This window comes from Bacillus sp. HMA207 (genome assembly GCF_003402455.1).
Lineage (GTDB): Bacteria > Bacillota > Bacilli > Bacillales > Bacillaceae_G > Bacillus_A > Bacillus_A cereus.
In genome coordinates this window covers 1,720,168-1,746,320 of record NZ_BEZT01000001.1, presented here as the reverse complement: position 1 = coordinate 1,746,320, position 26,153 = coordinate 1,720,168, and the positions used below count along the sequence as shown (strand labels likewise).

Sequence of the window (26,153 nt, the reverse complement as noted above, 5' to 3'; positions counted from 1 at the left end):
ACTAAATCGCTGAATGTTTTCAAAGAATTAAAATATTTTTACACTCGGTTTATATATCTATTTCTTTTATTAATGGCTCTAATAAGTTTTAATATTGATAATCGAATATAATAAAAAGAAACCTAAATTTAAGGTTTCCCATTTTTACCAACAATTTAAATTTTAATAGATATTTTTTAGCCAAGTAATAATTCGTAGTACCTGAAACGACTCAAACCAAGTAATGAAAAACAGGAGAACAAAGAAAGAGATAAGTGATATAAATTTTAATCTTCCATCTTCACGTCTAGCAATCGCTATAATACTCAGAACCACTCCAATTAAAAAAGAAATATACCCTAATAGGATAATAGGCTCAGAATAGCTATCTATTATCCTATTTAATCCAAATAATAACATTCCAAAAGTCATCAATATTATTGAAAATACACTAAATTTTTTCATAATTCAACCTCCAATATAATTTTACTATTTTATGGAGAGAATAATTTTTTTATGCGTATGGATGAACAATTACACTATAAAATTAGATAACTCAATTTATTTTTTCATTAAACAACTGCCTTCTTTTATACCCTCAAAGGATTCCCACTCGATTATCCCGAATATATAAATTACTATTCTCATAAGGAGCGAATGTATATGAATCTATTCGAACATGAAACGTAAAACCGCTTCTCTTTCATAAGAGGTCCTCCCGTTCTCCTTTCTCATCATATCATTCATTAAAAAATAGGAGGACATAATTATGAAACGTGATCCATTATTTTTAACTTTATTAGAAAGCGCCAATACAAATTTTAGTGGCTGGGATTTTTCTTTCATTTCAGAAACGGTTCGAATGAAGAGCGAGCCATTATCGTGGTCATACGGCAGCATTGCTTTCCTGCTTATGCAACGTGCAAAGTCAATGCTCGATATGGGTACTGGCGGCGGAGAGTTTTTATCTATGTTACAACCTTTCCCGTCAACTATTTATGCGACTGAGGGTTATGCTCCAAATGTGCCAATTGCTCGGAAGAAATTAGAGCCTTTAGGAGTTACAGTCGTCGAAGTGATTAATGATACTGTATTACCATTTCAAGATGGGCAGTTTGATTTCATTATAAATCAACATGAATCCTATGCTGCCTCTGAGGTAAAACGAATTCTTTCTCCACATGGCGTTTTTCTTACACAACAAGTTGGTGGTCTTGATTGCGCGGTACTGAATGAGCAGTTCGGCTCACCACTAAATAGCGAATTTGCAAGTTGGTCGCTTGAAGCGGCATGTAGTGAGTTAGAGGAAAATGGATTTACTATCTTAGATGCAAAAGAAGAATTCCCTTTCCAACGCTTTTATGATATTGGCGCTATTGTCTATTATTTAAAAGTGATTCCGTGGCAAATTCCTGATTTTACTGTCGAAAGGTATTATAAGGAACTATATCGTATACATGAAATCATCTTGCAAAAAGGATATTTTGATGTGAAGCAACATCGATTTATCATTAAGGCGATTCGTGACTAACGGAAAAGAGGTGGCAAAGCCACCTCCTTTTTTGTTCCGTTTACATATATTCTCTACTCTTTCATAATAAGAAAAGTTATATCATCCCACTTCTTATCTAATTGTAAAGTAGTCTTTTCAATCCTAGCCCCTGTTAACAGATCATATCCTTCAATCTCAGCTACCAATTGTTTCGTTTTACTCTTTGGATTCATATCTTTGTATAAGATGTATAACTTATTACCATGTACTTGTATATCAGAAATCCCTTTGTCCTCTCTAGTAATTTTTATATTTTTGTCACTTTGTAATGAATATGTACGTATGATGTTCAAGTTCTCATCTAGCTCTTTCACTTTTTCATCATTATTTAAAATATACACCTTATCTTCAATCACCTGCACTAGAACAGGTATGAATTGCTTTTCGTCTAATATTGTTTCTTTTTCTACTACTCTAGTCTTTGTATTTACCATAATTAATTTAGGTGGTAACTTTTGATTTACATTATCACTTAGTACGAACAATAATTTATCTTTATACTTTTGAAAAATTATTTTTTGAGCAGTTGGTGCAAAATACACATTTTCATTAGGAATTTCAAATTCGTTTGTTTTTTTATTTGTGACCAAATCTATTTCTGAAATATATACTTTGTCTAGCGTTTGTGAAAATGCGTATATATGATTCTCAATAATATGTGCACCTTGAATCGTTCCCTTTAGTTCTACACTCTCTTGCCTTTTGTCACTATCTTTCCAATATACAAGTTCACTTGTATATCCCTTCTTTTCGTCTACCAATCCAATATTCACATCATAATATACATATCCTTGTTCTGCATGGATGAAATATGCCCCTGCGTTTACATCTTGTAATTCTTTAGGTCTATTGATCCCTTGTACCTTGCCTGTCTTATTTATTGCATAATGATTGTTATTTCTATTTGATGAAAAGTAGTATCCCTTTTCATCTTTTGCATTGCTCATCATACTTTGACCATCTACTTCCATCTTACTAATCGTATTTCCTTTCTTATCATATGCATATATGTAACCACCATCTTTCATTGCATTTGAATAGGATACTAGATAGTCCGCTTGTTGAATGTTTTTAAGTTCTTTACCACTATTAACATTTTTAGAACAACCTACAAAAAGAAACATTGTACATATTATAACTTTGACTAAGGAAATATATTTCTTTAGCATGTAATCACCTCACATATATAGTGAAAGCAATCGACAAATAAATGTCGATTGCTCTATTAAAATATTCTCTACTAGATTATAAGATTGATTGTTTTCGCATTCTTTCTATTGAGAAATGAGTTGTTTTTCATATCGCTTGTTCGCATCATCTTCTGTCAAACATGCAGTTGTGTAATGAATAATATTCCGGTTATCGTACGTGAATATATGTTTTAACTTATTTTCTTCTGTTAATACTGTCGGTAAGTATTTTGGTAAGTTGCTAACTACTCCTCTATTATTACCATCTAATATCCAATCAATTTCTTTCCATTCTAATAATCCTTCAGCCGTACGTAATGGTGTATTCATTTGCATTCCATCTGGCAAATCAGCAACGAACACATACATTCCTTCACTAGCCTGGGGCTCATCTTTACCTTTAAAAACAACAGTCCCTTTATACGTTACACTTGAAAGTTCTATACCCGTTTCCTCAAACGTTTCTCTAATTATTCCTTCGTATGGCGTTTCATTCTCTTCTATTTTTCCTCCAACACCATTCCACATCCCCATATTCGGCTTTTTATTTCTATTTAATAGCAGTATTTTATCGCTTTTTCTAATAAAACAAATTGTGTATTTGTACATACGATCATTTCCTTTCATTTTCCACATGAGTTATTTGGCTTATTTTCAAGTAAAAACACTCGCCTTACAATTCCTTACTACATAATATATAGTACAACTTTCATGCGTAAACACTTTACGTCAAACGAGAGAATCCTTTTTAGAAAGGAGAATTTAAAATCGATAATATAAGCAATGAATTTCTAAACCAATATTACAACAGCCTCGTGTGGTTAAACGATACACACTGGTTTGGAGTTCCAATCTGTAAACTTCCCTCTGATCTCTTTTTGTATCAAGAAATCATTTATGAATTAAAGCCCGATTTAATTATTGAATGCGGGACTTTTCACGGTGGTAGTGCACTGTATTTAGCTTCTATGTTAGATTTAATTGGAAAAGGTCACGTACTTACTATCGATATAACTCCGCAGCCAAATCGGCCATCACATAATCGGATTACGTATTTAACAGCATCTTCTGTTTCTGTGCAGGCCATCCAAACAATAGTAAGCATGCGCAAACCTGATGATGTGATTTTAGTTATTTTAGATTCTGATCATAGTAAAGAACATGTATCCAAAGAACTCTTACTATATAAATCTATCGTCACTACTGGCAGTTATATAATTGTAGAAGATACCTCCATTAATGGAAATCCGCTTCTTCCCGATTGGGGTCCTGGCCCGATGGAAGCTGTGAAAGAGTTTTTAACTAAAAACAATAACTTCATAATCGACGAGTCTAAACATAAATTTTTCATATCATTTAATCCAAAAGGTTTTTTAAAGAAAATAAAGTGAAACTTTAATAAGTGGGGTTTTGCTCATCCCCCACTTATTCTATCATTTTCATTTTTGAAAAAGGATAATATACAAATTCCACCTTGCCTATTATGTTATCTTCTTCAATATATCCTAAGCCATTTCGACTATCTCTACTTACTTCGCGGTTATCTCCCATTACAAATAACTTATTTGGCGGAATTTTTGTCTTTTGAAAATTATAAAACACTTGTGTGTTGTTAAATAAATCTTTGTTTGTATATGGTTCTTCTTGCTTTTTATCGTTTACATATACCTTTCCGTTCGTTATGTTAATTACATCACCAGGAAGCCCTATTACACGTTTCACATAATATTTCGATTCATCCTCTTCTTTTATAATGACAATTTCTCCATGTTGTAAATTAGAAAGACGTACTACCGCTTTATTTACAAATACGTAGTCTTCTTCATATAAAGTCGGCTGCATCGATTCCCCTTCCACCTTACATAAAGTAAAAGAATGGTAGCCTATGACTATCACCAATATAAATAGTATGTACTTTCCCCAGCCTCTCTTAATCTCCTTTTTCATATCCATTCCCACCTTATAAAGCGCTTTTTAACTCAAAAAATATATCACTGCACAATATGTTTCCATGCAGTGATACTATTTTTACTGTGCCTTGTTCGGTTGTTCTACTGGAATTGAATTTGTATTTGATCTATTTGTTTTTAATTCAAAATACGCATCCAAAATCTCTTTACCAATCGCAGAATTAATTCCTGATTTATCATCATTCACCCATGGTACAACAACTGAAAAAGCTACTTCCGGATCAGCATCATATGGTGCATAACCGGCAAGAGTTAAATTATAACATTTTTTTCGGTTGTTGTTCTCATCTCTTCCAATATCACTTTCTCCACCATATACTGTCTCAGCTGTTCCTGTTTTTCCCGCTGGTTTATATGGTAGACCTTTAAACGTTCCGGTACCTGTTCCGTCAGCTTCTTGAAAAACTCTTCTAAATCCTTCTTTTACATGATTAATGTACGAAGTGTCCATATCCACTCGATTTAATACAACTGGTTCAATCGACCGAACGACTTTTCCTACATCCTCTGGTCTATTCGGTTGCTCTCTCACTTCCTGTACAATTTGTGGTTTCATTCGGTAACCGCCATTTGCAATTGTGGAAATATATTGTGCAAGCTGAAGCGGCGTATATGTATCATACTGTCCAATCGCGTAATCAAGTAAAAATCCGGGTATGTTATCAGTTCTACCTACTTGACCAATTGATTCATTTGGCAGGTCAATACCAGTCGACACACCTAGGCCAAATTGTCTAAAATAGTAGCGCATTTTATTAAATGTTTCTTGTTTAATGTCTAATGGATTGTTTGGGACATAATTAATGCCTGCCATTTTTAAAGCCGTATTAAACATATAAACGTTCGATGACACTTGCAAAGCTCTTAAATCATCAATATCCCCAAATTCTTTCCACGATTTCTTCGGCTTAGAACTTCCTTTAAAATACATTGGCGCATCAAAGAAATGTGTATACGGCTTAATCGCTTCTGTTTGATATCCAGTTAATAAAGTAGCCCCTTTTACAGTTGACCCTAACTCATAAGAACTTGTCATCGTTCCTAATGCATAATCTTCTATTTGCATACCGCCATCTTTATTTACAATTTTCTTTCCTGCCATTGATAAAATTTGACCGTTTTTCGGATTCATCATTACTACGAACGCACGATCCATCATCGGCTCTGCAGCATGAAAGGCTCGTAAATTCTTTTCAAGGCTTCCCTCTACTCTTTTCTGTAAATCCATATCGACTGTTAACATCAAGTTATTTCCACTTTTTCCTTCAGTCACTTTTTCTGTTCGAACAATCTTCCCTGCTTTATCCATAATATTTTTAGACTGTTCTTTCGTTCCATGTAGTGCATCTTCGTATTGTTTTTCGATGTAACTTTTACCAATACGGTCGTTTCGATTATAATCACGAACTAAATAATAATCTAAGTGTTCTCTTGGCAACCCTTCATTTTCATTAGAAACGCTACCTAGTATAGAGCGCAGTATTTTATCATTTGGGTATTCACGTTCCCAATCTACTGTCGTATCTACCCCTGGTAAGCTTGCCAACCTTTCACTAACGACAGCATATTCATTTTGACTTACATCTTTTTTAACGATTTGCGGCGTCATTTTATATCCCGCATTCATTTTGCTTTTAATTACTAATACTTCTATATCTTCCTTTGAAAGCTCATTTAATTCTTCTTGCGTAATTCTTTCCCGGCGCAGTTCTTCTACTTTTTTATCTAACTCTTTTCCTTCTATTTCTTGCTTTCTAAATTTACTCTCATCTTCTTTTGTTACTTTCGCCGCTGCCCGCTTTTCATTTAACTGCATCCAAAAATCTTTCTTATCTGTCTCTGTTAACTTATCCATGTCCTCTTGCGACATTTCAATTAGCTTAGCTAAATCTCTTGCTACTTGTAAAACTTCTTTCGAGTCTACTCCTCTCATTTTCGTATATGTAACGGTTCGTAATGGTTTATTATTTACAATAACGTGACCTTGCCGATCAAACATTTTCCCTCTAGGAACGGGAGTGCTTACCGTTACATCTTCCTTTTTATTTACTTCATTTCTATACGTTTCTCCATCAATGATTTGTACTTTACCTAATTGAATTATAATAGCTGAAAATAAAAGAAAGACAATAAAAAATAGTACATTTAACCGAAATGGAATATGAGTCTTTTTCTTTTTCGATTGTTTTTTCTGCTCCTTTTTCTGTCTCATTTCGCTCCCTCGCTTCATTCTATTAACATTTCTACGCAAAATCATTATGTATCAAATTTATTTATATGATATATATAGAATTTTATATTAATTATAAAAGAAATAAAAGATTTAATTTTCAGTTTTTTGTTTTTTATACCCTATTTATTACCATTCCCTTAATGCACAATAACATGAATATTATTCTAAAAGAAAAATGGGGCAAATTGATTTTTATAAATTATAGAGATGTTGTTACTACGTTATCAAAATGTTTTCATATGGCTTAAAACAGTGATTACTCAAATAAAAAACTGAGGCAGATACCTCAGTTTTTTCGATAACTTATTTCATTGAAGATAACCCTTCAACAAACTCACCAATCTTATTTTGAAAAACAAAATCAAAGTTATATTCCTGTCCTGTTAACTCTTCATTTACTAAAATAGTTGTTGCTCCTACTTCCCTCTTTGCAATTTGCGGGAATGAAGCGACAGGCTGTACTTTTAGTGATGTTCCCATAACGATAAGCACATCTGTTTCATATAAACGTTTGATAGCATTTTGATATTGCGGCAATGTATCTCCGTATAAAACAACGTCTGGATTTAAAATGAAATTACACTTCTCACAACGCGGTACTTCATGATCAATCATATACTGTAAATCATAGCCTGATTTACATTTTGGACAATGTGCTGTTTGAAGTGTTCCATGTAAATCGATGACATGCTTACTGCCACCTAATTGATGTAAACCGTCAATATTTTGCGTTAAAATCGTAATATCTTTCCCTTGTTCTTCTAGCGCAGCTAAAAAGCGATGTCCACGATTTGGTTTATATTGATGGAACGTATTAATTTGAAAGATTTCTTTATAATGCTTCCAAAACTCTTTCGGACTTCGATTATAATACCCTCTTGATAAATACATCTCCACATTCGCATCAGCATACAACCCATTTGCTGAACGAAAATCTGGAATACCACTTTCCGTACTTGCACCAGCGCCTGTTAATACTGTAATTTTCTTCGCTTTTTCTAAAATTGAACGTACTTCTTCAAATTGTTGCACAAAAATCACCTCTATGTATTTTCCTATTCTTATTATACCAGTTGTTTACAGGAGGTGTTGTACAATTCATTTTACTTAATGCGTTGCGCCCCCAACCTCTACAATATCTACCTTAACTGTCGTCGTTACTTCGATTGCCAATTCTATCCCCTTACGAATAGTAGAAAGTGACATACTCGGTTGCCCTGGATAATTACTCGCTTGTTCTGGTAAAAACGGAATATGAATGAATCCGCCTTTTATTTTCTTATCATGTTTCTCTAGTTCATGCATAAGTCCATAGAATAAGTGATTACAAACGAATGTGCCTGCCGTCTGTGAAACAGATGACGGTATACCCTCTTCGCGAAGTTTTTTTACGATTGCTTTCATCGGAAGTGTAGACCAATACGCAATCGCTCCTTCTTCTACAACCGGTACATCTACCGGCTGATTCCCTTCATTGTCAGCGATTCTTGCATCATCAATATTAATTGCGATACGTTCTATCGTAATATCTGGTCTGCCCCCAGCTTGTCCAATGCATATAATAATTTCCGGCGCTAGTTCTTCTATATACTCTTTTAATACGCTTATTGATTTATGAAATACAGTTGGTACTTGTTTGCTTATTATCTTGTATTCTCCAATTGTTTTTTCATGCAAACCTTTTGCTACTTCCCAAGCTGGATTGATATTTTCTCCGCCGAACGGATCAAACCCTGTTAATAATACTGTTTTCATAGTTTTATCCTCCTAATTAGAAACGATATACTAGGCCGTACATAATAAACATATTTATGATAAAAATTGAAAGAGCAATTGGTACTTGCGCTTTAATAACCGCATTTTTATCCTTTAGCTCTAAAAGCATCGCAGGTACGATATTAAAGTTTGCTGCCATTGGTGTAAGCAGCGTCCCGCAATATCCAGCAAACATACCGAGCGCTGCCATAATTGCTGGGTTTCCGCCGTGCATTTGAACTATTAAAGGTAAGCCAATTCCGCCAGTAATAACAGCAAACGCTGCGAATGCATTTCCCATTACGACTGTAAATAGCATCATGCCTAAACAGTACGCCATAACGGCAACGAACGGATACTCTGTCGGTAGCACTTGTCCGACTAAGTCTGAAACAACTTGTCCAACGCCAGACTTCGCGAATATACCGCCAAGTGCTGCTAACATTTGTGGTAAAATTACAGCCCAGCCAACAGCTTGTAATAGTCTGCTTCCTTCTTGTACAGGTGTTGTTATTTTTGATTTTGTAATACGCATCGCCGCAACAAATGCGAGTAATGCACCAAGCGCTAGTGCAACTAATGTTACTTTATCTGGATCAACAAGAGAGACATTTCCCCATTTAATTTTCCCTAAGGTCAACGTACCGATAATTGTAAAAATAGGAATTAATAGTGCAGGCATAAAAATTTTATTTTTTAATTTCTCAGCATGTTTCACACGTTCTTGTACTGGAACTTCTTTTTCCTCTGATTTTGTTACTTTATTTAGCGAGGCTAAAACGACCATAGCGAGCACGATACAGCCAACGTAAAACGAAGGAATTACATTTCCAAATAAAAATGTAACTGCAAACAATGCCCAAAATAAACTAGAACCGAATCTGTTTGGATGTTCACGATCGAATGCGATACGAACAGCGATAAAAGCAACGATTATCCCTAATACATAATAGATTGTATCCATTGTGATGATGTTCATATTAAATTGCCTCCTTCTCTTCTTTTCCTTCTGCCTTCATTGTTTTCTCTATATATTTATCAAACCTTCTAAATCTAATCCAGCTTACAATAAGTGCAGATATTGCTGTCGGAATGCCCCAAAGTGCCATATCCCATACTCCGACATGCATACCTACTGAATCGAAGAATCCTTTCATTAATAAAATAGCTCCAGTTGCGATGAAAATATCTTCTCCGAAAAACCAAGCTGTATTTTCAGCAGCTGCTGCGTTTGCTTTAATCTTTTCTCTTAATTTTTCAGGAAGTTTACCGTATTTACCTTGCGCGGCCCCTTCTGCCATCGGTGCAACGAGCGGCCTTACTGTTTGCGCATGCCCACCAATATTAAGCCCTAGTGCTGCTGATGATTCTCTTATCGTAAAATATGACATTAATACTCTTCCAGTTGTTGCTCCTTTTGATTTCGTTATAAGTGCTTCTGCTCTTTCTTTTAAACCGTAACGCTCTAAAATTCCGATTACCGGTAAAGTTAATATAATTGGCATAGACATATATCTATTTTCTATGAAAAATTTACCGAACATGCTGATCACATCATAAAAACTTAATCCTGAAACCATACCAGTAACAATACCTGCAACCATAACTACTAAAAGTGTATTTAATCTAAATAAAAAGCCCACTGCAACAAGTAGTATTCCGATTAATTTAATCATCCCAGCACTTCCCCCTATTTTTTATTTCGGTGCACAAATAGTAATATCATTAAGTTTGAATGTTCTGTATATTCTTTTTGCAAATTGCACTGCTTTTTCCCCATCACCGTGTAAACAAATTGTTTGCGCCTGAACTGCTACTTTCTCTCCATTGACCGCATTTACATGGCCTTCTTTCACCATTTGAAGTACTTGCTTTATCGCTTCGTCTTCATCTTTTATAAGCGCATTTTCTTCTGTACGGCTCGTTAATGTACCATCTTGCTTATATGTACGATCCGCAAAAGCCTCTTGTACAAGAGTTACTTTGTATTTTTCTGCAGCCTGTATAAACGCCTCGCTATTTGCTAATCCATAAAGTAATAGACTTGGATTTATATGATAAATTGCCTTTGCAATTGCATCTGCAATTTCCGGATTAGACGCCGCCATATTATATAAGGCACCGTGCGGCTTTACATGCTGCATTTTCCCGCCTGCCGCTTTCACAAATGCGTCTAATGCGCCTGTTTGATATAGAACATAATCGTATACTTCACTTGCTGAAACATTCATGTTTCTTCTACCAAATCCAATTAAATCAGGAAATCCAGGATGCGCCCCTATTGCTACGTTATGCTCCAAAGCTTTTTCAACAGTTTGACGCATAATAGACGGATCACCCGCATGAAAACCGCAAGCAACGTTTATAGAGGAAACGAACGGAAGAATCTCATCATCATTCCCCATTTTATAAGCGCCAAAACTTTCTCCTAAATCACAGTTTAAATCGATTGTAGTCATAATGTATTCCTCCTAATTTCAGCTTCGTAAAGCGATGAATTTCTTTAATAAATTCATATTTACTTCTTGTTCTATGTACAATTGTTCCGCTTCTTCAAGCGTAATTTTCTCAAAAGAAACATAGTCCCCCGGCTTTAGCTGGGCAAGAAGAGGTAAATCTACTGAAATGATATTTCCCATTCTCGGATAGCCACCTGTCGTTTGCCTATCTGCCATTAATATAATCGGCTGTCCACCATTAGGAACTTGAATGGTTCCAAATGTAACAGGACTCGATAAAATCTCTTTTTCTTCATTCCTATTTAAAACCTCTCCCTCAACCCTATAGCCCATACGGTCAGCATAATTAGATACCTTATACTCTTTCGTAAAAAATGCCTTTCTACTTTCTTCTGTAAATTGATCGTATTCAAAGTCAGTTATGACACGAAGCTTTGGATGTTTCTTATACTTTGGTAGTACGCTGTTGCTAATTGCCCATTTCGTTTTTATTCTCGCATCTTTTTGTAAGTCTAGAATGAAACGACTCGCCATTTCTGGTTGTGCACCAATTTGGAAGTAGTCACCCTTTTTCAGCATTCTTCCTTCTATACCACCAATCGCAGCACGTATGTACGTACTTTTGCTTCCCATTGTACGCTCAATATGTATACCACCCGCAAAAGTTACATACGCTCTGCAACCACTTTTCACTTTTCCAAAACAAAGCATACTACCTTCTTCCGCTAAAATGGGACGCCATAACGGGATACGTTCTCCATTCAATAACGGTTCCATATCTGCTCCGCCAATCGCAAGTAAAGTCGTTTTCTTTATTAACAATTTAGGTCCCATAATCGTCATTTCGAGTCCCGCTTCATTCTCTTCATTACCAACTAACATATTGATCATCCGAAGTGCACTTTGATCCATCACCCCGCCAACTGGCACACCGTATTGTTGATAATGAGATCGCCCTAAATCTTGGACTGTTGTAAACATTCCCGCATGCAAAACCTCTACATCCATTTTTTAGCCCCCTCAAGCGATACGTACTCTTCCTTCGTTATTGGAATAAATCGTAAATACATACCACTTTGAATATATGTTGGTATTTCTTCTTGCGGATTAAATAATGAAATAGGAGTTCGGCCGATAATATTCCATCCTCCTGGTGTTTCAAGCGGATATATACCTGTTTGATTTCCGCCAATACCTACTGAACCAGGAGAGATTTGTAACCGTGGTGTTTCTTTTCTAGGTGTTTCTAATTCTTTTGAAAGTCCTCCTAAATACGGGAACCCTGGTGTAAAACCTAGCATATATACAAAATATGTAGTTTCACTATGTATTCGAATCACATCTTCTACTTGTAAACCGTGATAATGCGCGACTTCTTCTAAATCAGGTCCATATTCTCCCCCGTAGCACACTGGTATAGAAATATGTTTCACATCCTGTTTTACTTCTTCTTTATAAGAATCACACAGCTCCTTTATATACTGGCGAACGTAATCATGTGACCTTTCACTTCTCTCATTTCCCTTCCATACTTCGTATACATTGTAGTAAACAGCTAATGAAGTAAACGACGGAACGCACTCTATCATTCCTGCAAACGGATGTTGCTGCAGTGCTTGAAATAACCGCTGTACTTTCTCATATATATCCCTCTTAATTTCTTCACCAAATGTAACAATAATTGCTTGATCCCCTATCGCAGAAAATTTCATCCTACTCCCTCTTTCTATGCCAAAAAGCCGAGTTCTTTCGAAATGCGATGCGCTGTTTCTTTCACCTTCGCAATAAAATATGAAATGTTACTTTCGTTGTACTCAATTGCTAATCCCGAAATACTAATGCCTGCTACAACCGTTCCATCGCTCGCGAAAATGGGTGCTGCTATCGCGGCTGTATGATTTTCTAACTCAGAATAACTAATGGTGTGGCCTTCCTTTTTTGCCATTTGCAACACTTCTAACAATTGTTTCTTATCCACGATTGTTCCATCTGCAAACTGTTTTAAATCCACTTCCTCTATGTATCTCCGTTTCTCTTCCTCAGAGAAATACGATAGTAAAATTCTTGGACATGCGCCAGCATAAAGCGGTGCTCTTCTTCCAACCGCCGTATACACGCGTACCGGCTGAACACCTTCCATTTTTTCAACATAAATTGCGTCATTTCCATCCTGAATTATTAAATTAACTGCCTGTCCTAAACTATCTCTAAGTTCTTTCATATAAGGAATTGCTATATTTCTTACTGATAATCGGTGTGAAACAAGTTGACCGAACCGTAAAAATACGACCCCTAAACGATATTTCCCCTTTTCGTTTTTTTGTAAAAACTCCATCTCTTCCAACGAACCAATTAAACGATAAACAGATGTTTTCGGCATATTTGTAAGCTGAACCATCTCAGTTAAACTTAGCTCTTCATGCTCATAAAACAACTCTAAAATATCCATTGTCTTAACTGCCGTTTTATTTATACTCATTCTATCTCCCTTTCGTTCTGAATTACGGAACTTAAATTCCGTTTTTCGAAACAAACATATAATTTAAAATTATAAAATATTCTTTCAATTCAATCAATAGATTTTAAGCAAATAAAAAAGTATGGAAGAATATCTCTCCCATACTTCACCACACTTTATAACGCTCTTACTTGTTCCAACGGCCAGAAAACAGCTTGTCCTTTTCCGACAATTTCATCTTCTGAAATAAAGCCAAACATGCGACCATCCTTAGAAACTTCACGATTATCCCCTAAAACAAATACTTGGCCTTCTGGCACTTTCGTTTTCCCAGTGATTTGTTCTAACGTAAAGTCTGGAGTTAATACACGGCCTACTGCTTTTTCTTTAAACTGTTTTAAATATGGTTCTTCCATCGCTTTTCCGTTTACATATAAAACATCATTTTTATACTCAACTGTATCGCCTGGCAAACCAATTACTCGTTTTACTAAATCGTATCCTTCTTTCCCGTGGAAGACGATAATATCAAAGCGATCTAATCCACTTATACTATAACCAATCTTATTCACGAGAACTCTTTCGTTATTTTTTAAAGTGGGCATCATTGATTCACCTTGTACTAAAGAAGGTGTAAATAAAACACCGCGAATAATAGCAATTAATACAAGGGTAAAACCTATCGTTTTAGCCCAAGAGAATAATTCTTTCTTCGTATTTTCCTTCATCGTTTCTCCTCTTTCTTAAGCACTTATTTTATTATTTCAACTAATTCTTGTACTAAATTAGGATCTATTTCAGAAAAACATGATTTTCCTTCTCTTACCGCTGTACCGACATGCGCCTGCGTGATTCCAGTTTCATCTAGCAATCGCTTTATATTTTCTTTCGTCACGCCAGCTCCAGCTACAAGCTGAATTTGACCATCACTTACCTTTTGCATTTCTGTAAGCACCGGAATATTCTCTACTATATTTCCTTGTCCACCTGAAGTTAAAACGTGAGTCACTTTATGAAACTTCTTTAAAGTGCTCATCGCTTCTACTGGATTTTTTATATCATCTATCGCACGGTGGTACGTTACATTTATTCCATCTACAACAGATAGTAAATCCGCTAATTTCTCTTCATCCACTTCATTTCGTTCGTTTAATACGCCTAATACTACCCCAGCTGCTCCTAACTTCTGTGCAACTATAATATCTTCTTTCATCATTTCAATTTCTTCTTCCGTATATGTAAAAGACTTCGCATGCGGACGAATCATAACATGAATTGGTATACTTACCACTTCTACCGCTTTTTTTATAAAAGCATAACTCGGTGTTAAACCACCTTCTGTATAAGATGAAATTAATTCAATCCGCTTCCCGCCAGCACTTTCAATTCGTTTTACATCTTCTAAACATGTTGCAATAACCTCTAGCATGAGATGACCTCTTTTCGTGCTTTTTTCTTATTATAACATTAGTAAAAATAAGAAGCCTAGCTTTCTCCTTTAAAACTTAAAAAAGAAGAATGAAAAGAAAGATTTTTTATTGGCAACGATTATTGGTAACATCCTATTATTCATGTACACTCCTACCATAATGAAAAAAGCCCTTCATTTTGACGGATTTTTCTAATTTCAAGCTTTTCTTTCCTCAGTTTTCATATCAATGCCTAATTGATCTTCCAATAACTTTACACCTTTCTTTGTAAGATGGACAGCTCGGTTCTTATCCGTTTTCGTAATCCATCCCTGTTCAAAAAGCAGTTTTGCAATTGCAGACCCTAACCAACCAGAAATATGGTAACGCCGTTCACTCCAATCAAGGCAAGGTTTTGCAAATACCCTCCTTTTTGTATCTGCCTCATCAACATTTATTCCAAAATTCAGAAACCATTTCTTACCTTGTTCCGTTACAATGTATTCTCCATCCTCTAAAATTATAAATTGCCTATCTAGTAATTTTTCAGTTATCTCTACACCGAGTTTGCCTGCAAGATGATCATAACAAGTTCGAGCATAACGAATTTGTTTTAGTTGGCTTGATTGTTTTAAAGAGCGAACTTGAACTGTTGGTGCAATTGTCCCTAACTTTTCAAGCACTTCTGCAACTTCTTGATTAGCAAGTCGATAGTAACGATGTCTACCATGTTGTTCAACTGTAAGTAAATTCCCTTCTACTAATTTAGAAAGATGCGAACTAATTGTTGGATGTGACACTTTTGCCATATAAGCCAATTCACTAGCAGGTAGTGCCTGATTATTCATTAGACAATCTAAGATGATTGCTCTTGTAGGTTCAGCAATTAGTTTAGCTATATATGAGATATTCGGATATACATTCATATTTCGATGATACCCTAACTATTAAATTGATACAATTATTTTAAGTTTAATAGTAAAGGAGAATGTATTATGAATGCAATTGATCTTAGTATATTAAATTTAAAAGAAACGAGAAGGCGCTCAGAAAAATTATGGAATTCTCTTCCCGATAATTTTCTTAATTGGAAGCCTGATCCTGAGGCTATGTCCTTTGGTGAAATGATTCGTCACGTATGGAGCTCAACTTTTTACTATCATATGATTATAAAAAACAACGGCTCAATAAACGACATACGTACCCCGTATGATGACGAGCCAATTACTTGTGTAAAAAAAGAAATTGAATTGGCACAATCACACTTTACTGACTTCATAGAATATGTTCAATCAATAAGCATAGCCGAGCTAGATTCAAGACTTATTGATCGAAGCGATGTTGGCTATCAACGATATTTAGGTGATATGCTATTACGAATTGCCTATCATGATGCGGTCCATGCGGGTCAATTTTTACAATATTTGCGAATGGTTAACTTGGAAAGACCTTTAATTTGGGATTAAATACGAAAAATGTTTATACAGCCTCCAAACTGGCATTACAATAAGAATTTTTCAACAAGAAACAATCACAACACCATGATAATCATTTATATTAAAAACCTACATCTCCATTAAGTACTTCATACACATAAAAAGCACGGGTTTGATTACTAATCAAACCCGTGCTTTCAAAACAACTATAATATCCATAAACAATAAAATGTAAACTTCAAAAATCACGACCGAAACGCCGCATCCGCAAGCATAGATAATGTTGCATCATCCATCGGTGGATTGTGTAATCCTGCTCTGACGTTTAAATAGTAACGATGGAGCGGATTTTTTTCTGATAAACTTTTTGCTCCTACGATGCGCATCGATTTATCCACTATAGATATCGCCGCATTTGTTACGGCGTATTTCACTGCCGCTAATTCTGCTTGCAGTGACAGTTTATCTTCTGCCTCATCGTACTTTTTCGCAATTTGATATAAAAAGACGCGAGCTTGCATAAGCTCGAGTTCTAATTCTCCAACTAATCTTCTAACATTCGGTAATAAACTAATAGAATGATTTAAACTATTTGGTTTGTATGATCCCGCAAACTGAACTGCATAATTTCTTGCTGATTGTGCAATTCCTAAATAACATGCTGGTATATGTAGCAACCAGCCAATACCCTTTTGTTTCACTTTCCCGCCTTTTACATCCGTAAAAAAGCGGTTGTCTATCTCTACATTTTGTAAGACAAGGTCGTGGCTAGCAGTCCCTCGCATTGCAACGCTATCCCACGTTTCTTCAATAGATACACCGAGTGTATTTCTCGGAATAACAAACTCACCAACTTCTTCACGGCCTTCCATACTTGCTGAAATAATAAAATAATCAAGTACTGGCGCCATCGTTGTAAAAGTTTTTCTTCCATTTATAACCCACTTCTCGCCTTGTTGAACCGCTATTGTTTCTGGTTTGCCGCCACGCGTCGGACTCCCTGTTTTCGGTTCTGTTGCTGCCCTGTTAAAGAGCGCACCATTACGTACTTCTTCGCAAAACCATTTGAACATCTCATCATTCCAAGAGCGATTTTCCGCTAGCTCCTTCACAATGCCAAGATGCCAGCCAATCGATAATGCAGTAGCTCCACAGCCTTCCGCGATTTTCTCTTGAAATAAAACGAAGTCATATAAAGAAATGGCACTACCACCAAATTCCTTCGGTAACGTTAATTTCGTATATCCGATATCTTTCAAATCATTTATATTTTCATACGGAAATGATCCTAATTCACTTAACTGATGCTCCCTTTCCATGAACTTCGGAATCAATTTATTTATTTTCTCAATAATTAAAGACTGTTCTTCTGTTTCAACAAATGAGAGTGCCATACTATAATCTCCTTTATGCTCGATTCATAAACCGTTCATTTTGTCATTATGATTATATGAAGCTACCTCTCTATTGTTTCACTATTCCGATAAAAATACAATGGTTTTGACTAATAAGAAAAGTTCCTATTTAAAGATAGGTTCTTTTCTTATTAGTCCCCCTTCAATGCTTTTAACGGCAAAGAGGTTACATATCCAATATACGAGAATAATTCTTTAAAGAAGAATGGTATTTCTGTATCTAACGTTTTATATGCTGATGTCGGCGTTGGTGAAGCATACGCTTCAATATTAATATGTTTTGCGATTCTCATTGCGCGTTTCATATGAAGTGGATCACTTACAATCGTGTATGTTTGTATGCCGTTCTCTATTCCAACTTGCTTCGCATTTTTTAAATTTTCTTCAGTGAAAAGGGATTTAGTTTCAATTAAAATATCTTCCTCTTTTACACCTTGTTTCATTGCATATACTCTTGCAGTACGTGCTTCCTCAAGTTCTGCCTCGAACTTTGTACCACCTGTAAAAATAATCTTTTTAATATTTCCGTTCTTATATAAAGAAATCGCATGATTAATTCTTTCTTTAAATACAGGAGATGGTTTTCCGTTCCATGAAGCTGCTCCTAGTACGATACCAGCATCCGTTTTCACGTCATCATTTGCTTTAAAACGATAACTCCAAATATCGTAAGCTGCATAACTTACATATAAAATAGCAGAACAAATCATTAGTAAAAATACTTGAAAGATTCGTCTTTTCTTACTCTTCTTATTTTCTTTCATTTGTAATTGCCTCCGTACATCATCCATACTTCTATAAAAAACATTTATATCAAATCGTTTTGTTTGAGTTTATTTAAAAGAAGGAACTTTACTTGTTATTTATGTATAAAAGGGTTTTCATTTAAAATTGAGGATTATCAATTCATTTTCATTTGCGGTTTTCATTACATTTTTTAAATTCATAAGTTTATTACCATACAACTACATTGTAACGAATTTTTTCTCAGAAGGGAACGATGAAACAAAAGGAATTAAAATAAAGTAGCATTTTGTAAGAAAAAAGGTATATTTTTCATATCTCACGAACAATATACCTTTCAAAACACGAATTATAACTTTTCTTTATACAACTCTAATTTTTCTAACAATTGTTCTTTTACGCCTGGCCATTCACTCGAGATAATACTGTACACCACCGCATCTCTCACATAACCATTCGGTAATTTTCTTTCATTTCGAAGCACACCCTCTTTTACTGCGCCTAACCGTTCAATTGCTCGTTGTGCTTTTTCATTTCTTGCATCCGTCTTAATTTGCACTCTCAGCATATGCAACTTTTCAAAAGCATACTGAAGAAGCATATACTTACACTCTGTATTTATACTCGTACGTTGCACACTCGGATGATACCACGTTTGCCCTAACTCAACTGTCTTATCTTCTACTGAAATATTATATAAACGTGTACTTCCTACAATCTTATTCGACTGTTGATCTACGACTATGAAAGGTATTTGAGTACCTCTTCCGTAACCCTTTATCGCTTTTTGAACGTATTGTTGCATATCTTGCACACTATCCATTTTAGAGATTAAATACGCCCAAATATCCCGATTTCCTTCTACAATCGAAAACAAAGTTTCGACATCAGTATTATCCATTAACCGCAACTTTGCTCTTTCGTGAATAATTTCCATTTTTAAGCCCCCTTTGTTGTTACTATATCATAAGAATCAAAAACGTATTATAAGAATAAAAAAATATAAAGAAAAGAATTCTTTTCAAATATATTCTTCTCGTATAAGGTAGGAAGACTCATCAGTAACCATTAAAAAAAGAATTTTTTGATAATTTCCAATAAATTCTATATAATGATAAACGGGAGGGGATAAAAAATGCTAGATCAAATTACTTGGGGAACGCCAGGCAGCTTATTATGCTTAGGATTCTTTTTTGCGGGACTAGGAATCTTCTTAAGAAGCGTTACGTCATATACGAAAAATAAATAAGAATATCCCGCTTTTAAACAAAAGAAGCCCCCTTTTTACAGACGGCTTCTTTTGTTTAACTTTATCTTATTAAAACTTCAAAGCAACAAATAAGCAATCGGCGTAATAATAAGCAACGTTAAAATCGTTCTCTGCACATATAAAATAATGAGTTCAGATACTTTTAACGGAATATCTGTTGATAATATACAAGGAATGGAAGCGGAGAAAAACAAAATAGATGATACGGAAACAACTGCAATAACAAACTTTGTCACGAGTGGTGCACTTACTACTAATAATGACGGTAAAAACATTTCTGCAATGCCAACTGATGCGGCTTTAGCAGCTAAGTCTGCTTCTGGTAATTGTAATAGCCATGTAAACGGATAGAAAATATAACTGATCCAATCAAATATTGGCGTGAACTTCGCTAAGACGATACCAATTAATCCTACTGACATAATGGATGGTAAAATTCCCATTGTCATAATAAATCCGTCTTTTAAATTCATTGCAATATTTTTCATAATGCTCGGTGCAGACTTTGATACTTCTAACGCATCTTCCCAAGCACGTTCTAACATTTTCTCTTTATAAACAGGCTCTGGGAACCCTTCTTCTGTTACATATGTATCTGGTTTTCTACTAAGGGGTGGGATTCTTACGGTGATAGCAGTCACGATGAATGTTACAACAAGTGTAGTCCAAAAATAAACATTCCATAAATGCATAATATCTAATGTTTTTGCGATGATGATCATAAATGTAGCGGATACTGTAGAAAATCCTGTAGCGATAATCGCCGCTTCTTTTGTCGTATACTTTCCTTCTTTATACACGCGATTCGTAATAAGGAGAGCAAGCGAATAACTTCCAACGAAAGACGCAACTGCATCGATTGCCGATCTCCCCGGCGTATTCCATAATGGCCTCATAATCGGACGACAAAATGTACCGATAAATTCAAGCAATCCATATCCGACTAATAACGCTAAAAACGCCGAGCCAATTGGAACGAGCAAACTTACTGATATGACTAGCTTCTCATATAAAAACGGTCCAACATCTGGCGCAAAGAACCAATCTGGTCCTACTTTTAAACAATATAATATGCCAAAAACAACGCCAACTACTTTTAAAATAGAAAAACAAATGTCTACGATAGATGCATTCCATTTCTTCGTATAAAATGGATAAATCGCACCAATTGCCATAACAAATAATGCATAATAAGGTACTATGCCAGGAACCAAAGCCCTAATCCACGATACGATATGATCAATCATAATAGACGATGCACCGTTTATCGTAACAGGAACGAAAAACATAAACACTCCAACGAGACTAGCAAGTATAAATCGAAGAATAATCCCCTTCTCTCGCCCTGTCTTAATTACATTACTCTTTAATTCAATTTCCCTCAAAATTCGACACCTCCTATTATCTAAATATTCTGTATAGTTATGTCGTATTCCTTCTTTCCGTTTCTACTATTTAATCATATGAAAAAGCCTATTTTAAAATAGGCTTTTCTATTACCCTTTATAATCATCCACAATCACTTGCGTGATACGATACGATTCTTCTGCTACTTTTTCATTACTATCCCTATTCGCATCATATGTAATTAACGCCTTCCAAAGTGCCCATCCTCTCGCTCTATTCCACGTTTCTTCATCCATGCGTAATACTTCTTTAAATACATTTCTACTATTTTCATCAAAAAACGTCCACGCCATCGCTGCATCACAAGCAGGATCTCCTACACCTAAAATACCAAAATCAATTACAGCACAAAGCTTTCCATCTTTAACGAGTAAATTCCCTGGCGCTACATCTCCATGAACCCAAACTGGCTTACGATCCCATGTCGAACTAAGTGCTACATTCCAAAGGTGCTTTAATAATGCCTCGTCAAAAACATCCTTATTATTTTCAATAGCAACTCTCGCCTCTTCATCATATACAGATATAAGTCCGCCTCGGTAAAAATTATGTGTTCCAGCTAAAGGTCCGTTACTCGCATTAATAGATTGCAATTCTACTAAAAAAGATCCTAAGTCCGCCGCAAATTCATTTAAATCCCGAACGTTTTGTTTCGTAACTGTTTCTCCCTCTATCCACTTATTAATAGACCAAGGCAATGGATACGCTTCAGACGGATTTCCTTTCGCAAGTGGGGTAGAAATCAGTAAAGAAAGCCCCTTACTTAATATAGGAAGCCAACTATTTTCTTTCTCTACTTGCGGTGCATATGCCACATCACTTGGCAATCTTACGCTCATCTCATCCCCTAAGTGAAACGTCCTATTATCATGCCCACTAAACTTTACAGGTCTCACTTCTAAATGGGCCCATTCAGGAAACTGTTCCTGTATTAACTTTTCAACTAAACTTACGTTAATTGGATGCATTCACATTCTCCTTTTCTTTTGAAACTTACTAAGCCCATCCGTACTTCCAACATATTCAAAACTATTTTTCTTATAAAAATCATTCAACGTACGATTATGCCCCACGCAATCTAACTTCAAATATTCTTTATCACATTGCACATTCTCTTCTACCCACCGTAAAATCCATTCTCCTATTCCATTTCCCTTATACTTCCGTTTCACCGCAAATCTATGAATATATAATGAATTAGAAACTTCCTCTTTACCAAAAATATGTTCATCCCATTCATTTTGTTTAGGAGAAACTGTAACCGTACCAACTATTTCATCTTCTTTCAGAACAACATATGTATATTTCTCTCTTATACATTCTAGTATTTCAGCCGTAGCTTCCTCTCCTAAAAGATACTGCCACTGATCCACTTCTTTATATTGTAGCCATTGTGCTACCTCTTTTAATAAAAGGATAATACTATCACTTTCATTTTCAGTAGCAATTCGAATTGCATGTTCTTTACTTATATTTCTCTCCATATTGCCTTTCCCCTTTCAAATTGCTACCATACTGACAAACGAGTCCTTCCATCATTTTCATCTGTAATATATTCTACATAAAATCCTTGATTCACTGCGTTTTCATACATCATTTCAATCTCTTCTTGGTTTTTCGCATAAATTTGTATATACTCGCCATCCGCTACTAATACGACTACTTCACACTTACTCTCCTTAAATTCTTCAAATGTTGCAATTTCTCCTATTACCTCTCCTTTTGGACATGCTTTTAGATCTAAAAATAAAAGATAATATATGTTATCTTTTATTAGCTTTTTTAATTCTGATCCTTCCATGATCTCGTTATCTTCTGAAAATAATTCTGGACCTAATTCATTCCCTATTATTATATAAGCTTCCTCCCTTCCCATGACTTGCCAATCAAATACAGTAATATCAATTGGCTTTAATACTTTCCAAAGTACATTGCTGTATTCATTTGGAATATCTACAAAAATCCCTCTTTTCATATGCTTGCTCCTAACTTATTCATTTTCGTTTCATACATTATATATGAAATGTAATTACTATATTTTGTCGATACATAAGTACATCATAAAAAAACCGCTCCACTACTAGCGAAACGGTTTCCTTCTGCTTACATTTAAATATTCCATTCAATTGTTGCACTACGTTTTAAAATATTTTTTAATATATGCACCACATCAGTCGTTCATTCTTAATGTTCACTTCGACTTCACGAAGTAATATAAAAACCATACTGCATGATTTTGTTCATCCGCAGCTATTCTCCGTAACAACTCTTTCAAATGTACATCCGATGTCTCATCTGAAATTTCCAAATAAAAATCTACTGTTTTTTGTTCATCTTGTATAGCGAACTCTAATCCTTGTAAATACGTATTTGGGCAGTCTTCAGTAATTTGTGGTTTTGGCTGCCTACCAGTTAAGTTCGTATAAATTTGTACAAAGTTGTGGAAATGCTTTATTTCATCATTACGAATTTCAAGAATTTGTTTTTGTTCTACTTGATTTGGAGCCATATTCGCTAATTTTGCATAGCAGCTTATAGCGCTATACTCTCCATTTATAGCTTTTTCAATATCACTAATTAACTTATCATTCTGCCTATACCAATCATAATAATTCGAATTATACATCATATCCCCCCATACTTTCGCTTAACATTTTATGCATTTAGAAATAGTAGGAGCCTGTGTATATAACGGGACGGCTTTAGATTGAAAGAAAAGTTTGAGAAAAGGGTCTATTTTGTAAAGGAATTGCTTATTCATAAAGTGAAACTATAATCAGTGGGGATTTTACTACACGGCAAATAGCGGATAAAATATCACTATTTTTTTGTACGCTGTTGCTATAAATTCGCGAATGAATCAGGTTTCCAACCAGATGTGGTGTTGAGATGCGAAGCTATTATGAATCCAGTCATATAACTAGGAGGTACCACTATGCCATCTTTATTTAAAACTATGGCCTTCCAGCTGAAAACCGAAAGACTTGAGCTTAGTATGTGGGAGGAATCCGATTCCGTTTGGCTGAGCAAATTAATTGGCGAACGTGGCGTGGACATTCCAGCCGTTGATTCCGTTCGTAACCGGCTTATTGAGATGCGCAAGAAGGCAGACGAAAATGGTATTTCCCTTCTCACTATTCGAAGGAGAGACGAAGGCGATTTCATTGGATACTGTGGCTTAATTATCGGTCGTTCCACACTTGAAGAGCCGGAGATTGCATACGAGTTGTTCCGCAGCGCTCATGGTAAAGGTTATGCGACTGAGGCCGCATCTGTTGTACTGGACGCGGCGATTGCTACTGGGCGCCAAAGACTTTGGTCGACTGTAGGTGCTTGGAATATCGCTTCCCTCCGGGTACTAGAAAAGATAGGATTTAAGCGTCATCACAGTACGTGGGATGATGAACGTGGTGAGATTGTTTGGAACGTACGCGATTTTTAAAGATTTCGCCTTAATTCTAAACACTACACTTTTCAACAATCAGGCATTTACATTGAGAAAAAATCACAAACAAGCCGTTTCACTAATTAGTGAAACGGCTTGTTTTTAAGCGTTCAATTCTGTTTTATGCCCTTTTACTACACTACGTTTGAGTGCAGTTGCTAATATAGTAACCATACTTACTATACCAATCCAAACGAGTACAGTAACAGGTGTATTCCAGCTTAACCCTTTTCCGAAGAAGAAGATTTCTCTTAGGCCTTCAATCATAAATTTCATTGGTAACCATGAGTAAACCCAGTCTTGATAAAACGGAGACAACATCTCAGGTGCTAATGATAATAACGGTGCCCCGAAGAATAGTAATAAAGCGAATAAACCGATTCCTTTTAGCCCAACTAATGATAGTACTGCAGATATCATTAAGAAGAAACTAAAAGAAGTAATGGATAAGAATAGAGCTGTATCCGTGAAGTTCGAAATATTTAACCCTACCATCCCATCTGCAATCCATGTAAGACCAAACCCAATTACAAGTGTCGCAATAGCTCCTGTTACGATTTGTTTTACTTTTAACAGAAAGTTTTCTTTTCTTGAGCTTACTGGCATTTTACTAATCGCAATAAAAATAATCGCTGCACTAGCTAAACTTGCAATCCATAACGGCTGGAATAATGATATTGGTGAGTTACCGTTCGCACTATTTTTGCCGACCTCATTCACATTTTTCACGTTCTTTACAATAGGTGTTACTAATTTCTCAGCTTGATCTGTTGTTACAGTAGCTCCTTTTGCTTTCAACCCTTCTAATATTTGTGTACGAACAGTATTGTTCATATTATCAACAATCGCCTGTAATATTTGCCCTGCCATAGTTGATGCAGCCGTATTCATTCCTTGATTAATATATATTTCTATCTCAGGTGAAGATGGCTGTGGTGTTCGTAACGACGCTTGTTTTGCGCTAAATTCTTTCGGGATGACTAATGCCGCGTAATACTCTTTATTGTTTAATCCCTTTTGAACGGCTTCTTTATTTTTTAATTCTACCCACTTCACTGCGGGTTCTTCCTCTGATTTCGCTGTTTTTTTCATGTTATCAACGATCGTTTGCCCCATATTCATTTTCGGTTGATTTGGAATTTCTACACCTTGATCCTCATTTACAATTGCAATTGGCAAGTTTTTCGGCTGCGGTTGAACAGTTGGAAATAGCGTTAATGAAAAAATAAAAACAACAAGTAGTGCAATAACTGGTGATAAAAATAAAAGTTTATTTTTAAACATTTTCTTTTCTCCTCCCTTAATTTGATCTATAATAACCAACAACGTGTTGTTTATTTATATTTTGAATTATATGTTCGAGTTGAACCTTATACAATAATCAAAAATCGTGAATGTGTTGGTTATAAGACACATTTTCCAAATGTGTTG

29 protein-coding genes are annotated in these 26,153 nt (G+C 35.4%); 4 read left to right on the top strand and 25 right to left on the bottom strand.

Annotation, left to right across the window (positions count from 1 at the left end; genetic code table 11):
• Positions 1–162: 162 nt before the first annotated feature.
• Complete coding sequence (locus HMAS_RS09120; RefSeq protein WP_000714725.1) at positions 163–444, bottom strand: hypothetical protein; 282 nt, start codon at positions 442–444, stop codon at positions 163–165.
• 304 nt (positions 445–748) lie between these two features.
• Here HMAS_RS09120 and HMAS_RS09115 point away from each other — a divergent pair, with 304 nt between their 5' ends.
• Entirely contained in the window at positions 749–1,510 is a 762-nt protein-coding gene (locus tag HMAS_RS09115; protein WP_000817603.1) for a class I SAM-dependent methyltransferase, read from the top strand.
• Between the two features lie 53 nt (positions 1,511–1,563).
• Here the strand turns inward: HMAS_RS09115 and HMAS_RS09110 are convergent, their stop codons facing one another.
• Together HMAS_RS09110 and HMAS_RS09105 are read right to left on the bottom strand one after the other, a co-directional pair.
• Positions 1,564–2,700: a hypothetical protein gene (locus HMAS_RS09110; protein ID WP_000915308.1), complete on the bottom strand. Its 1,137-nt coding sequence runs from the start codon at positions 2,698–2,700 to the stop codon at positions 1,564–1,566.
• Between the two features lie 105 nt (positions 2,701–2,805).
• On the bottom strand, positions 2,806–3,348 hold the full coding sequence (locus HMAS_RS09105; protein WP_012593262.1) for an NUDIX hydrolase: 543 nt from the start codon (positions 3,346–3,348) through the stop codon (positions 2,806–2,808).
• A 140-nt stretch (positions 3,349–3,488) separates the two neighbouring features.
• Between HMAS_RS09105 and HMAS_RS09095 the strand changes: the two genes are divergently transcribed.
• Positions 3,489–4,112, top strand: a complete 624-nt coding sequence (locus HMAS_RS09095) for a cephalosporin hydroxylase family protein (RefSeq protein ID WP_269719670.1) — start codon at positions 3,489–3,491, stop codon at positions 4,110–4,112.
• Between the two features lie 34 nt (positions 4,113–4,146).
• Here the strand turns inward: HMAS_RS09095 and lepB (HMAS_RS09090) are convergent, their stop codons facing one another.
• The 13 genes from lepB (HMAS_RS09090) to HMAS_RS09025 form a co-directional block, all read right to left on the bottom strand.
• Entirely contained in the window at positions 4,147–4,668 is a 522-nt protein-coding gene (gene lepB, locus HMAS_RS09090) for a signal peptidase I (RefSeq protein WP_002094069.1), read from the bottom strand.
• Positions 4,669–4,749: 81 nt separating this feature from the next.
• Positions 4,750–6,903, bottom strand: coding sequence for a peptidoglycan D,D-transpeptidase FtsI family protein (locus HMAS_RS09085; RefSeq protein ID WP_001249188.1), 2,154 nt, complete (start codon positions 6,901–6,903; stop codon positions 4,750–4,752).
• Between the two features lie 324 nt (positions 6,904–7,227).
• Positions 7,228–7,956 (bottom strand): NAD-dependent protein deacylase, encoded by a 729-nt coding sequence (locus HMAS_RS09075; protein ID WP_001183793.1) that lies wholly within the window; start codon positions 7,954–7,956, stop codon positions 7,228–7,230.
• 75 nt (positions 7,957–8,031) lie between these two features.
• Positions 8,032–8,679: a pyroglutamyl-peptidase I gene (pcp, locus tag HMAS_RS09070; protein WP_000859708.1), complete on the bottom strand. Its 648-nt coding sequence runs from the start codon at positions 8,677–8,679 to the stop codon at positions 8,032–8,034.
• 16 nt (positions 8,680–8,695) lie between these two features.
• The gene (locus tag HMAS_RS09065; RefSeq protein ID WP_001021658.1) at positions 8,696–9,658 is read right to left on the bottom strand and encodes a DUF979 domain-containing protein; all 963 of its coding nucleotides are present in this window, start codon (positions 9,656–9,658) and stop codon (positions 8,696–8,698) included.
• 1 nt (position 9,659) lies between these two features.
• Positions 9,660–10,355 (bottom strand): DUF969 domain-containing protein, encoded by a 696-nt coding sequence (locus tag HMAS_RS09060; protein WP_000593392.1) that lies wholly within the window; start codon positions 10,353–10,355, stop codon positions 9,660–9,662.
• Between the two features lie 21 nt (positions 10,356–10,376).
• Positions 10,377–11,138: a 5-oxoprolinase subunit PxpA gene (gene pxpA, locus HMAS_RS09055; RefSeq protein WP_116344766.1), complete on the bottom strand. Its 762-nt coding sequence runs from the start codon at positions 11,136–11,138 to the stop codon at positions 10,377–10,379.
• Positions 11,139–11,156: 18 nt separating this feature from the next.
• Positions 11,157–12,146, bottom strand: coding sequence for a biotin-dependent carboxyltransferase family protein (locus tag HMAS_RS09050; protein WP_000382245.1), 990 nt, complete (start codon positions 12,144–12,146; stop codon positions 11,157–11,159).
• Positions 12,137–12,850 (bottom strand): 5-oxoprolinase subunit PxpB, encoded by a 714-nt coding sequence (gene pxpB, locus HMAS_RS09045; protein ID WP_088859572.1) that lies wholly within the window; start codon positions 12,848–12,850, stop codon positions 12,137–12,139. Before pxpB ends, HMAS_RS09050 begins: the two co-directional genes overlap by 10 nt.
• Before the next feature lie 14 nt (positions 12,851–12,864).
• Positions 12,865–13,617, bottom strand: a complete 753-nt coding sequence (locus HMAS_RS09040) for an IclR family transcriptional regulator (RefSeq protein WP_000026360.1) — start codon at positions 13,615–13,617, stop codon at positions 12,865–12,867.
• Between the two features lie 155 nt (positions 13,618–13,772).
• Positions 13,773–14,324: a signal peptidase I gene (lepB, locus tag HMAS_RS09035; protein WP_000662501.1), complete on the bottom strand. Its 552-nt coding sequence runs from the start codon at positions 14,322–14,324 to the stop codon at positions 13,773–13,775.
• A 23-nt stretch (positions 14,325–14,347) separates the two neighbouring features.
• The gene (locus tag HMAS_RS09030) at positions 14,348–15,025 is read right to left on the bottom strand and encodes a copper homeostasis protein CutC (RefSeq protein ID WP_000895119.1); all 678 of its coding nucleotides are present in this window, start codon (positions 15,023–15,025) and stop codon (positions 14,348–14,350) included.
• A gap of 198 nt (positions 15,026–15,223) precedes the next feature.
• The gene (locus HMAS_RS09025) at positions 15,224–15,931 is read right to left on the bottom strand and encodes an ArsR/SmtB family transcription factor (protein WP_001103807.1); all 708 of its coding nucleotides are present in this window, start codon (positions 15,929–15,931) and stop codon (positions 15,224–15,226) included.
• Between the two features lie 69 nt (positions 15,932–16,000).
• Between HMAS_RS09025 and HMAS_RS09020 the strand changes: the two genes are divergently transcribed.
• On the top strand, positions 16,001–16,471 hold the full coding sequence (locus tag HMAS_RS09020; protein WP_000991272.1) for a DinB family protein: 471 nt from the start codon (positions 16,001–16,003) through the stop codon (positions 16,469–16,471).
• A 215-nt stretch (positions 16,472–16,686) separates the two neighbouring features.
• Here HMAS_RS09020 and HMAS_RS09015 read toward each other — a convergent pair whose 3' ends face one another.
• The 8 genes from HMAS_RS09015 to HMAS_RS08980 all read right to left on the bottom strand — a co-directional run bounded on the left by HMAS_RS09015 (position 16,687) and on the right by HMAS_RS08980 (position 23,903).
• A complete protein-coding gene (locus HMAS_RS09015; RefSeq protein WP_001218366.1) occupies positions 16,687–17,835 on the bottom strand; it encodes an acyl-CoA dehydrogenase family protein in 1,149 nt (382 codons plus the stop codon).
• A 152-nt stretch (positions 17,836–17,987) separates the two neighbouring features.
• Positions 17,988–18,620: a YdcF family protein gene (locus HMAS_RS09010; protein ID WP_000662215.1), complete on the bottom strand. Its 633-nt coding sequence runs from the start codon at positions 18,618–18,620 to the stop codon at positions 17,988–17,990.
• Between the two features lie 329 nt (positions 18,621–18,949).
• The gene (locus tag HMAS_RS09005; protein WP_000402585.1) at positions 18,950–19,537 is read right to left on the bottom strand and encodes a GNAT family N-acetyltransferase; all 588 of its coding nucleotides are present in this window, start codon (positions 19,535–19,537) and stop codon (positions 18,950–18,952) included.
• A gap of 389 nt (positions 19,538–19,926) precedes the next feature.
• The gene (locus tag HMAS_RS09000) at positions 19,927–21,255 is read right to left on the bottom strand and encodes a YjiH family protein (RefSeq protein WP_001206771.1); all 1,329 of its coding nucleotides are present in this window, start codon (positions 21,253–21,255) and stop codon (positions 19,927–19,929) included.
• A gap of 111 nt (positions 21,256–21,366) precedes the next feature.
• Positions 21,367–22,245, bottom strand: a complete 879-nt coding sequence (locus HMAS_RS08995; RefSeq protein ID WP_000553380.1) for an aminoglycoside phosphotransferase family protein — start codon at positions 22,243–22,245, stop codon at positions 21,367–21,369.
• Positions 22,246–22,761 carry a GNAT family N-acetyltransferase gene (locus HMAS_RS08990; protein WP_000440744.1) on the bottom strand — a complete coding sequence of 172 codons (516 nt, stop codon included), beginning with the start codon at positions 22,759–22,761 and terminating at the stop codon, positions 22,246–22,248.
• A 23-nt stretch (positions 22,762–22,784) separates the two neighbouring features.
• Entirely contained in the window at positions 22,785–23,252 is a 468-nt protein-coding gene (locus HMAS_RS08985; protein ID WP_000820156.1) for a DUF2691 family protein, read from the bottom strand.
• 216 nt (positions 23,253–23,468) lie between these two features.
• On the bottom strand, positions 23,469–23,903 hold the full coding sequence (locus tag HMAS_RS08980) for a ferritin-like domain-containing protein (protein WP_000282831.1): 435 nt from the start codon (positions 23,901–23,903) through the stop codon (positions 23,469–23,471).
• Between the two features lie 309 nt (positions 23,904–24,212).
• Between HMAS_RS08980 and HMAS_RS08975 the strand changes: the two genes are divergently transcribed.
• Positions 24,213–24,719 (top strand): GNAT family N-acetyltransferase, encoded by a 507-nt coding sequence (locus HMAS_RS08975; RefSeq protein WP_025710069.1) that lies wholly within the window; start codon positions 24,213–24,215, stop codon positions 24,717–24,719.
• A 105-nt stretch (positions 24,720–24,824) separates the two neighbouring features.
• Here HMAS_RS08975 and HMAS_RS08970 read toward each other — a convergent pair whose 3' ends face one another.
• Positions 24,825–26,006 carry a YhgE/Pip domain-containing protein gene (locus HMAS_RS08970; protein ID WP_000475841.1) on the bottom strand — a complete coding sequence of 394 codons (1,182 nt, stop codon included), beginning with the start codon at positions 26,004–26,006 and terminating at the stop codon, positions 24,825–24,827.
• Positions 26,007–26,153 lie beyond the last annotated feature (147 nt).

Excerpts from the sequence above, each read along its gene's own strand:
- HMAS_RS09010 (WP_000662215.1), bottom strand. The coding sequence starts at position 18,620 with ATGAAAGAAAATAAGAAGAGTAAGAAAAGACGAATCTTTCAAGTATTT.
- HMAS_RS08975 (WP_025710069.1), top strand. The coding sequence starts at position 24,213 with ATGCCATCTTTATTTAAAACTATGGCCTTCCAGCTGAAAACCGAAAGA.
- HMAS_RS09015 (WP_001218366.1), bottom strand. The coding sequence starts at position 17,835 with ATGGCACTCTCATTTGTTGAAACAGAAGAACAGTCTTTAATTATTGAG.
- HMAS_RS09065 (WP_001021658.1), bottom strand. The coding sequence starts at position 9,658 with ATGAACATCATCACAATGGATACAATCTATTATGTATTAGGGATAATC.
- HMAS_RS09105 (WP_012593262.1), bottom strand. The coding sequence starts at position 3,348 with ATGAAAGGAAATGATCGTATGTACAAATACACAATTTGTTTTATTAGA.
- HMAS_RS09085 (WP_001249188.1), bottom strand. The coding sequence starts at position 6,903 with ATGAGACAGAAAAAGGAGCAGAAAAAACAATCGAAAAAGAAAAAGACT.
- HMAS_RS09040 (WP_000026360.1), bottom strand. The coding sequence starts at position 13,617 with ATGAGTATAAATAAAACGGCAGTTAAGACAATGGATATTTTAGAGTTG.
- pxpA (WP_116344766.1), bottom strand. The coding sequence starts at position 11,138 with ATGACTACAATCGATTTAAACTGTGATTTAGGAGAAAGTTTTGGCGCT.
- pxpB (WP_088859572.1), bottom strand. The coding sequence starts at position 12,850 with ATGAAATTTTCTGCGATAGGGGATCAAGCAATTATTGTTACATTTGGT.
- HMAS_RS09005 (WP_000402585.1), bottom strand. The coding sequence starts at position 19,537 with ATGGAAATTATTCACGAAAGAGCAAAGTTGCGGTTAATGGATAATACT.
- HMAS_RS09020 (WP_000991272.1), top strand. The coding sequence starts at position 16,001 with ATGAATGCAATTGATCTTAGTATATTAAATTTAAAAGAAACGAGAAGG.
- HMAS_RS09030 (WP_000895119.1), bottom strand. The coding sequence starts at position 15,025 with ATGCTAGAGGTTATTGCAACATGTTTAGAAGATGTAAAACGAATTGAA.
- HMAS_RS09060 (WP_000593392.1), bottom strand. The coding sequence starts at position 10,355 with ATGATTAAATTAATCGGAATACTACTTGTTGCAGTGGGCTTTTTATTT.
- lepB (WP_002094069.1), bottom strand. The coding sequence starts at position 4,668 with ATGAAAAAGGAGATTAAGAGAGGCTGGGGAAAGTACATACTATTTATA.
- pcp (WP_000859708.1), bottom strand. The coding sequence starts at position 8,679 with ATGAAAACAGTATTATTAACAGGGTTTGATCCGTTCGGCGGAGAAAAT.
- HMAS_RS08970 (WP_000475841.1), bottom strand. The coding sequence starts at position 26,006 with ATGTTTAAAAATAAACTTTTATTTTTATCACCAGTTATTGCACTACTT.
- HMAS_RS09115 (WP_000817603.1), top strand. The coding sequence starts at position 749 with ATGAAACGTGATCCATTATTTTTAACTTTATTAGAAAGCGCCAATACA.
- HMAS_RS09120 (WP_000714725.1), bottom strand. The coding sequence starts at position 444 with ATGAAAAAATTTAGTGTATTTTCAATAATATTGATGACTTTTGGAATG.
- lepB (WP_000662501.1), bottom strand. The coding sequence starts at position 14,324 with ATGAAGGAAAATACGAAGAAAGAATTATTCTCTTGGGCTAAAACGATA.
- HMAS_RS08980 (WP_000282831.1), bottom strand. The coding sequence starts at position 23,903 with ATGTATAATTCGAATTATTATGATTGGTATAGGCAGAATGATAAGTTA.
- HMAS_RS09025 (WP_001103807.1), bottom strand. The coding sequence starts at position 15,931 with ATGAATGTATATCCGAATATCTCATATATAGCTAAACTAATTGCTGAA.
- HMAS_RS08985 (WP_000820156.1), bottom strand. The coding sequence starts at position 23,252 with ATGAAAAGAGGGATTTTTGTAGATATTCCAAATGAATACAGCAATGTA.
- HMAS_RS08995 (WP_000553380.1), bottom strand. The coding sequence starts at position 22,245 with ATGCATCCAATTAACGTAAGTTTAGTTGAAAAGTTAATACAGGAACAG.
- HMAS_RS08990 (WP_000440744.1), bottom strand. The coding sequence starts at position 22,761 with ATGGAGAGAAATATAAGTAAAGAACATGCAATTCGAATTGCTACTGAA.
- HMAS_RS09050 (WP_000382245.1), bottom strand. The coding sequence starts at position 12,146 with ATGGATGTAGAGGTTTTGCATGCGGGAATGTTTACAACAGTCCAAGAT.
- HMAS_RS09110 (WP_000915308.1), bottom strand. The coding sequence starts at position 2,700 with ATGCTAAAGAAATATATTTCCTTAGTCAAAGTTATAATATGTACAATG.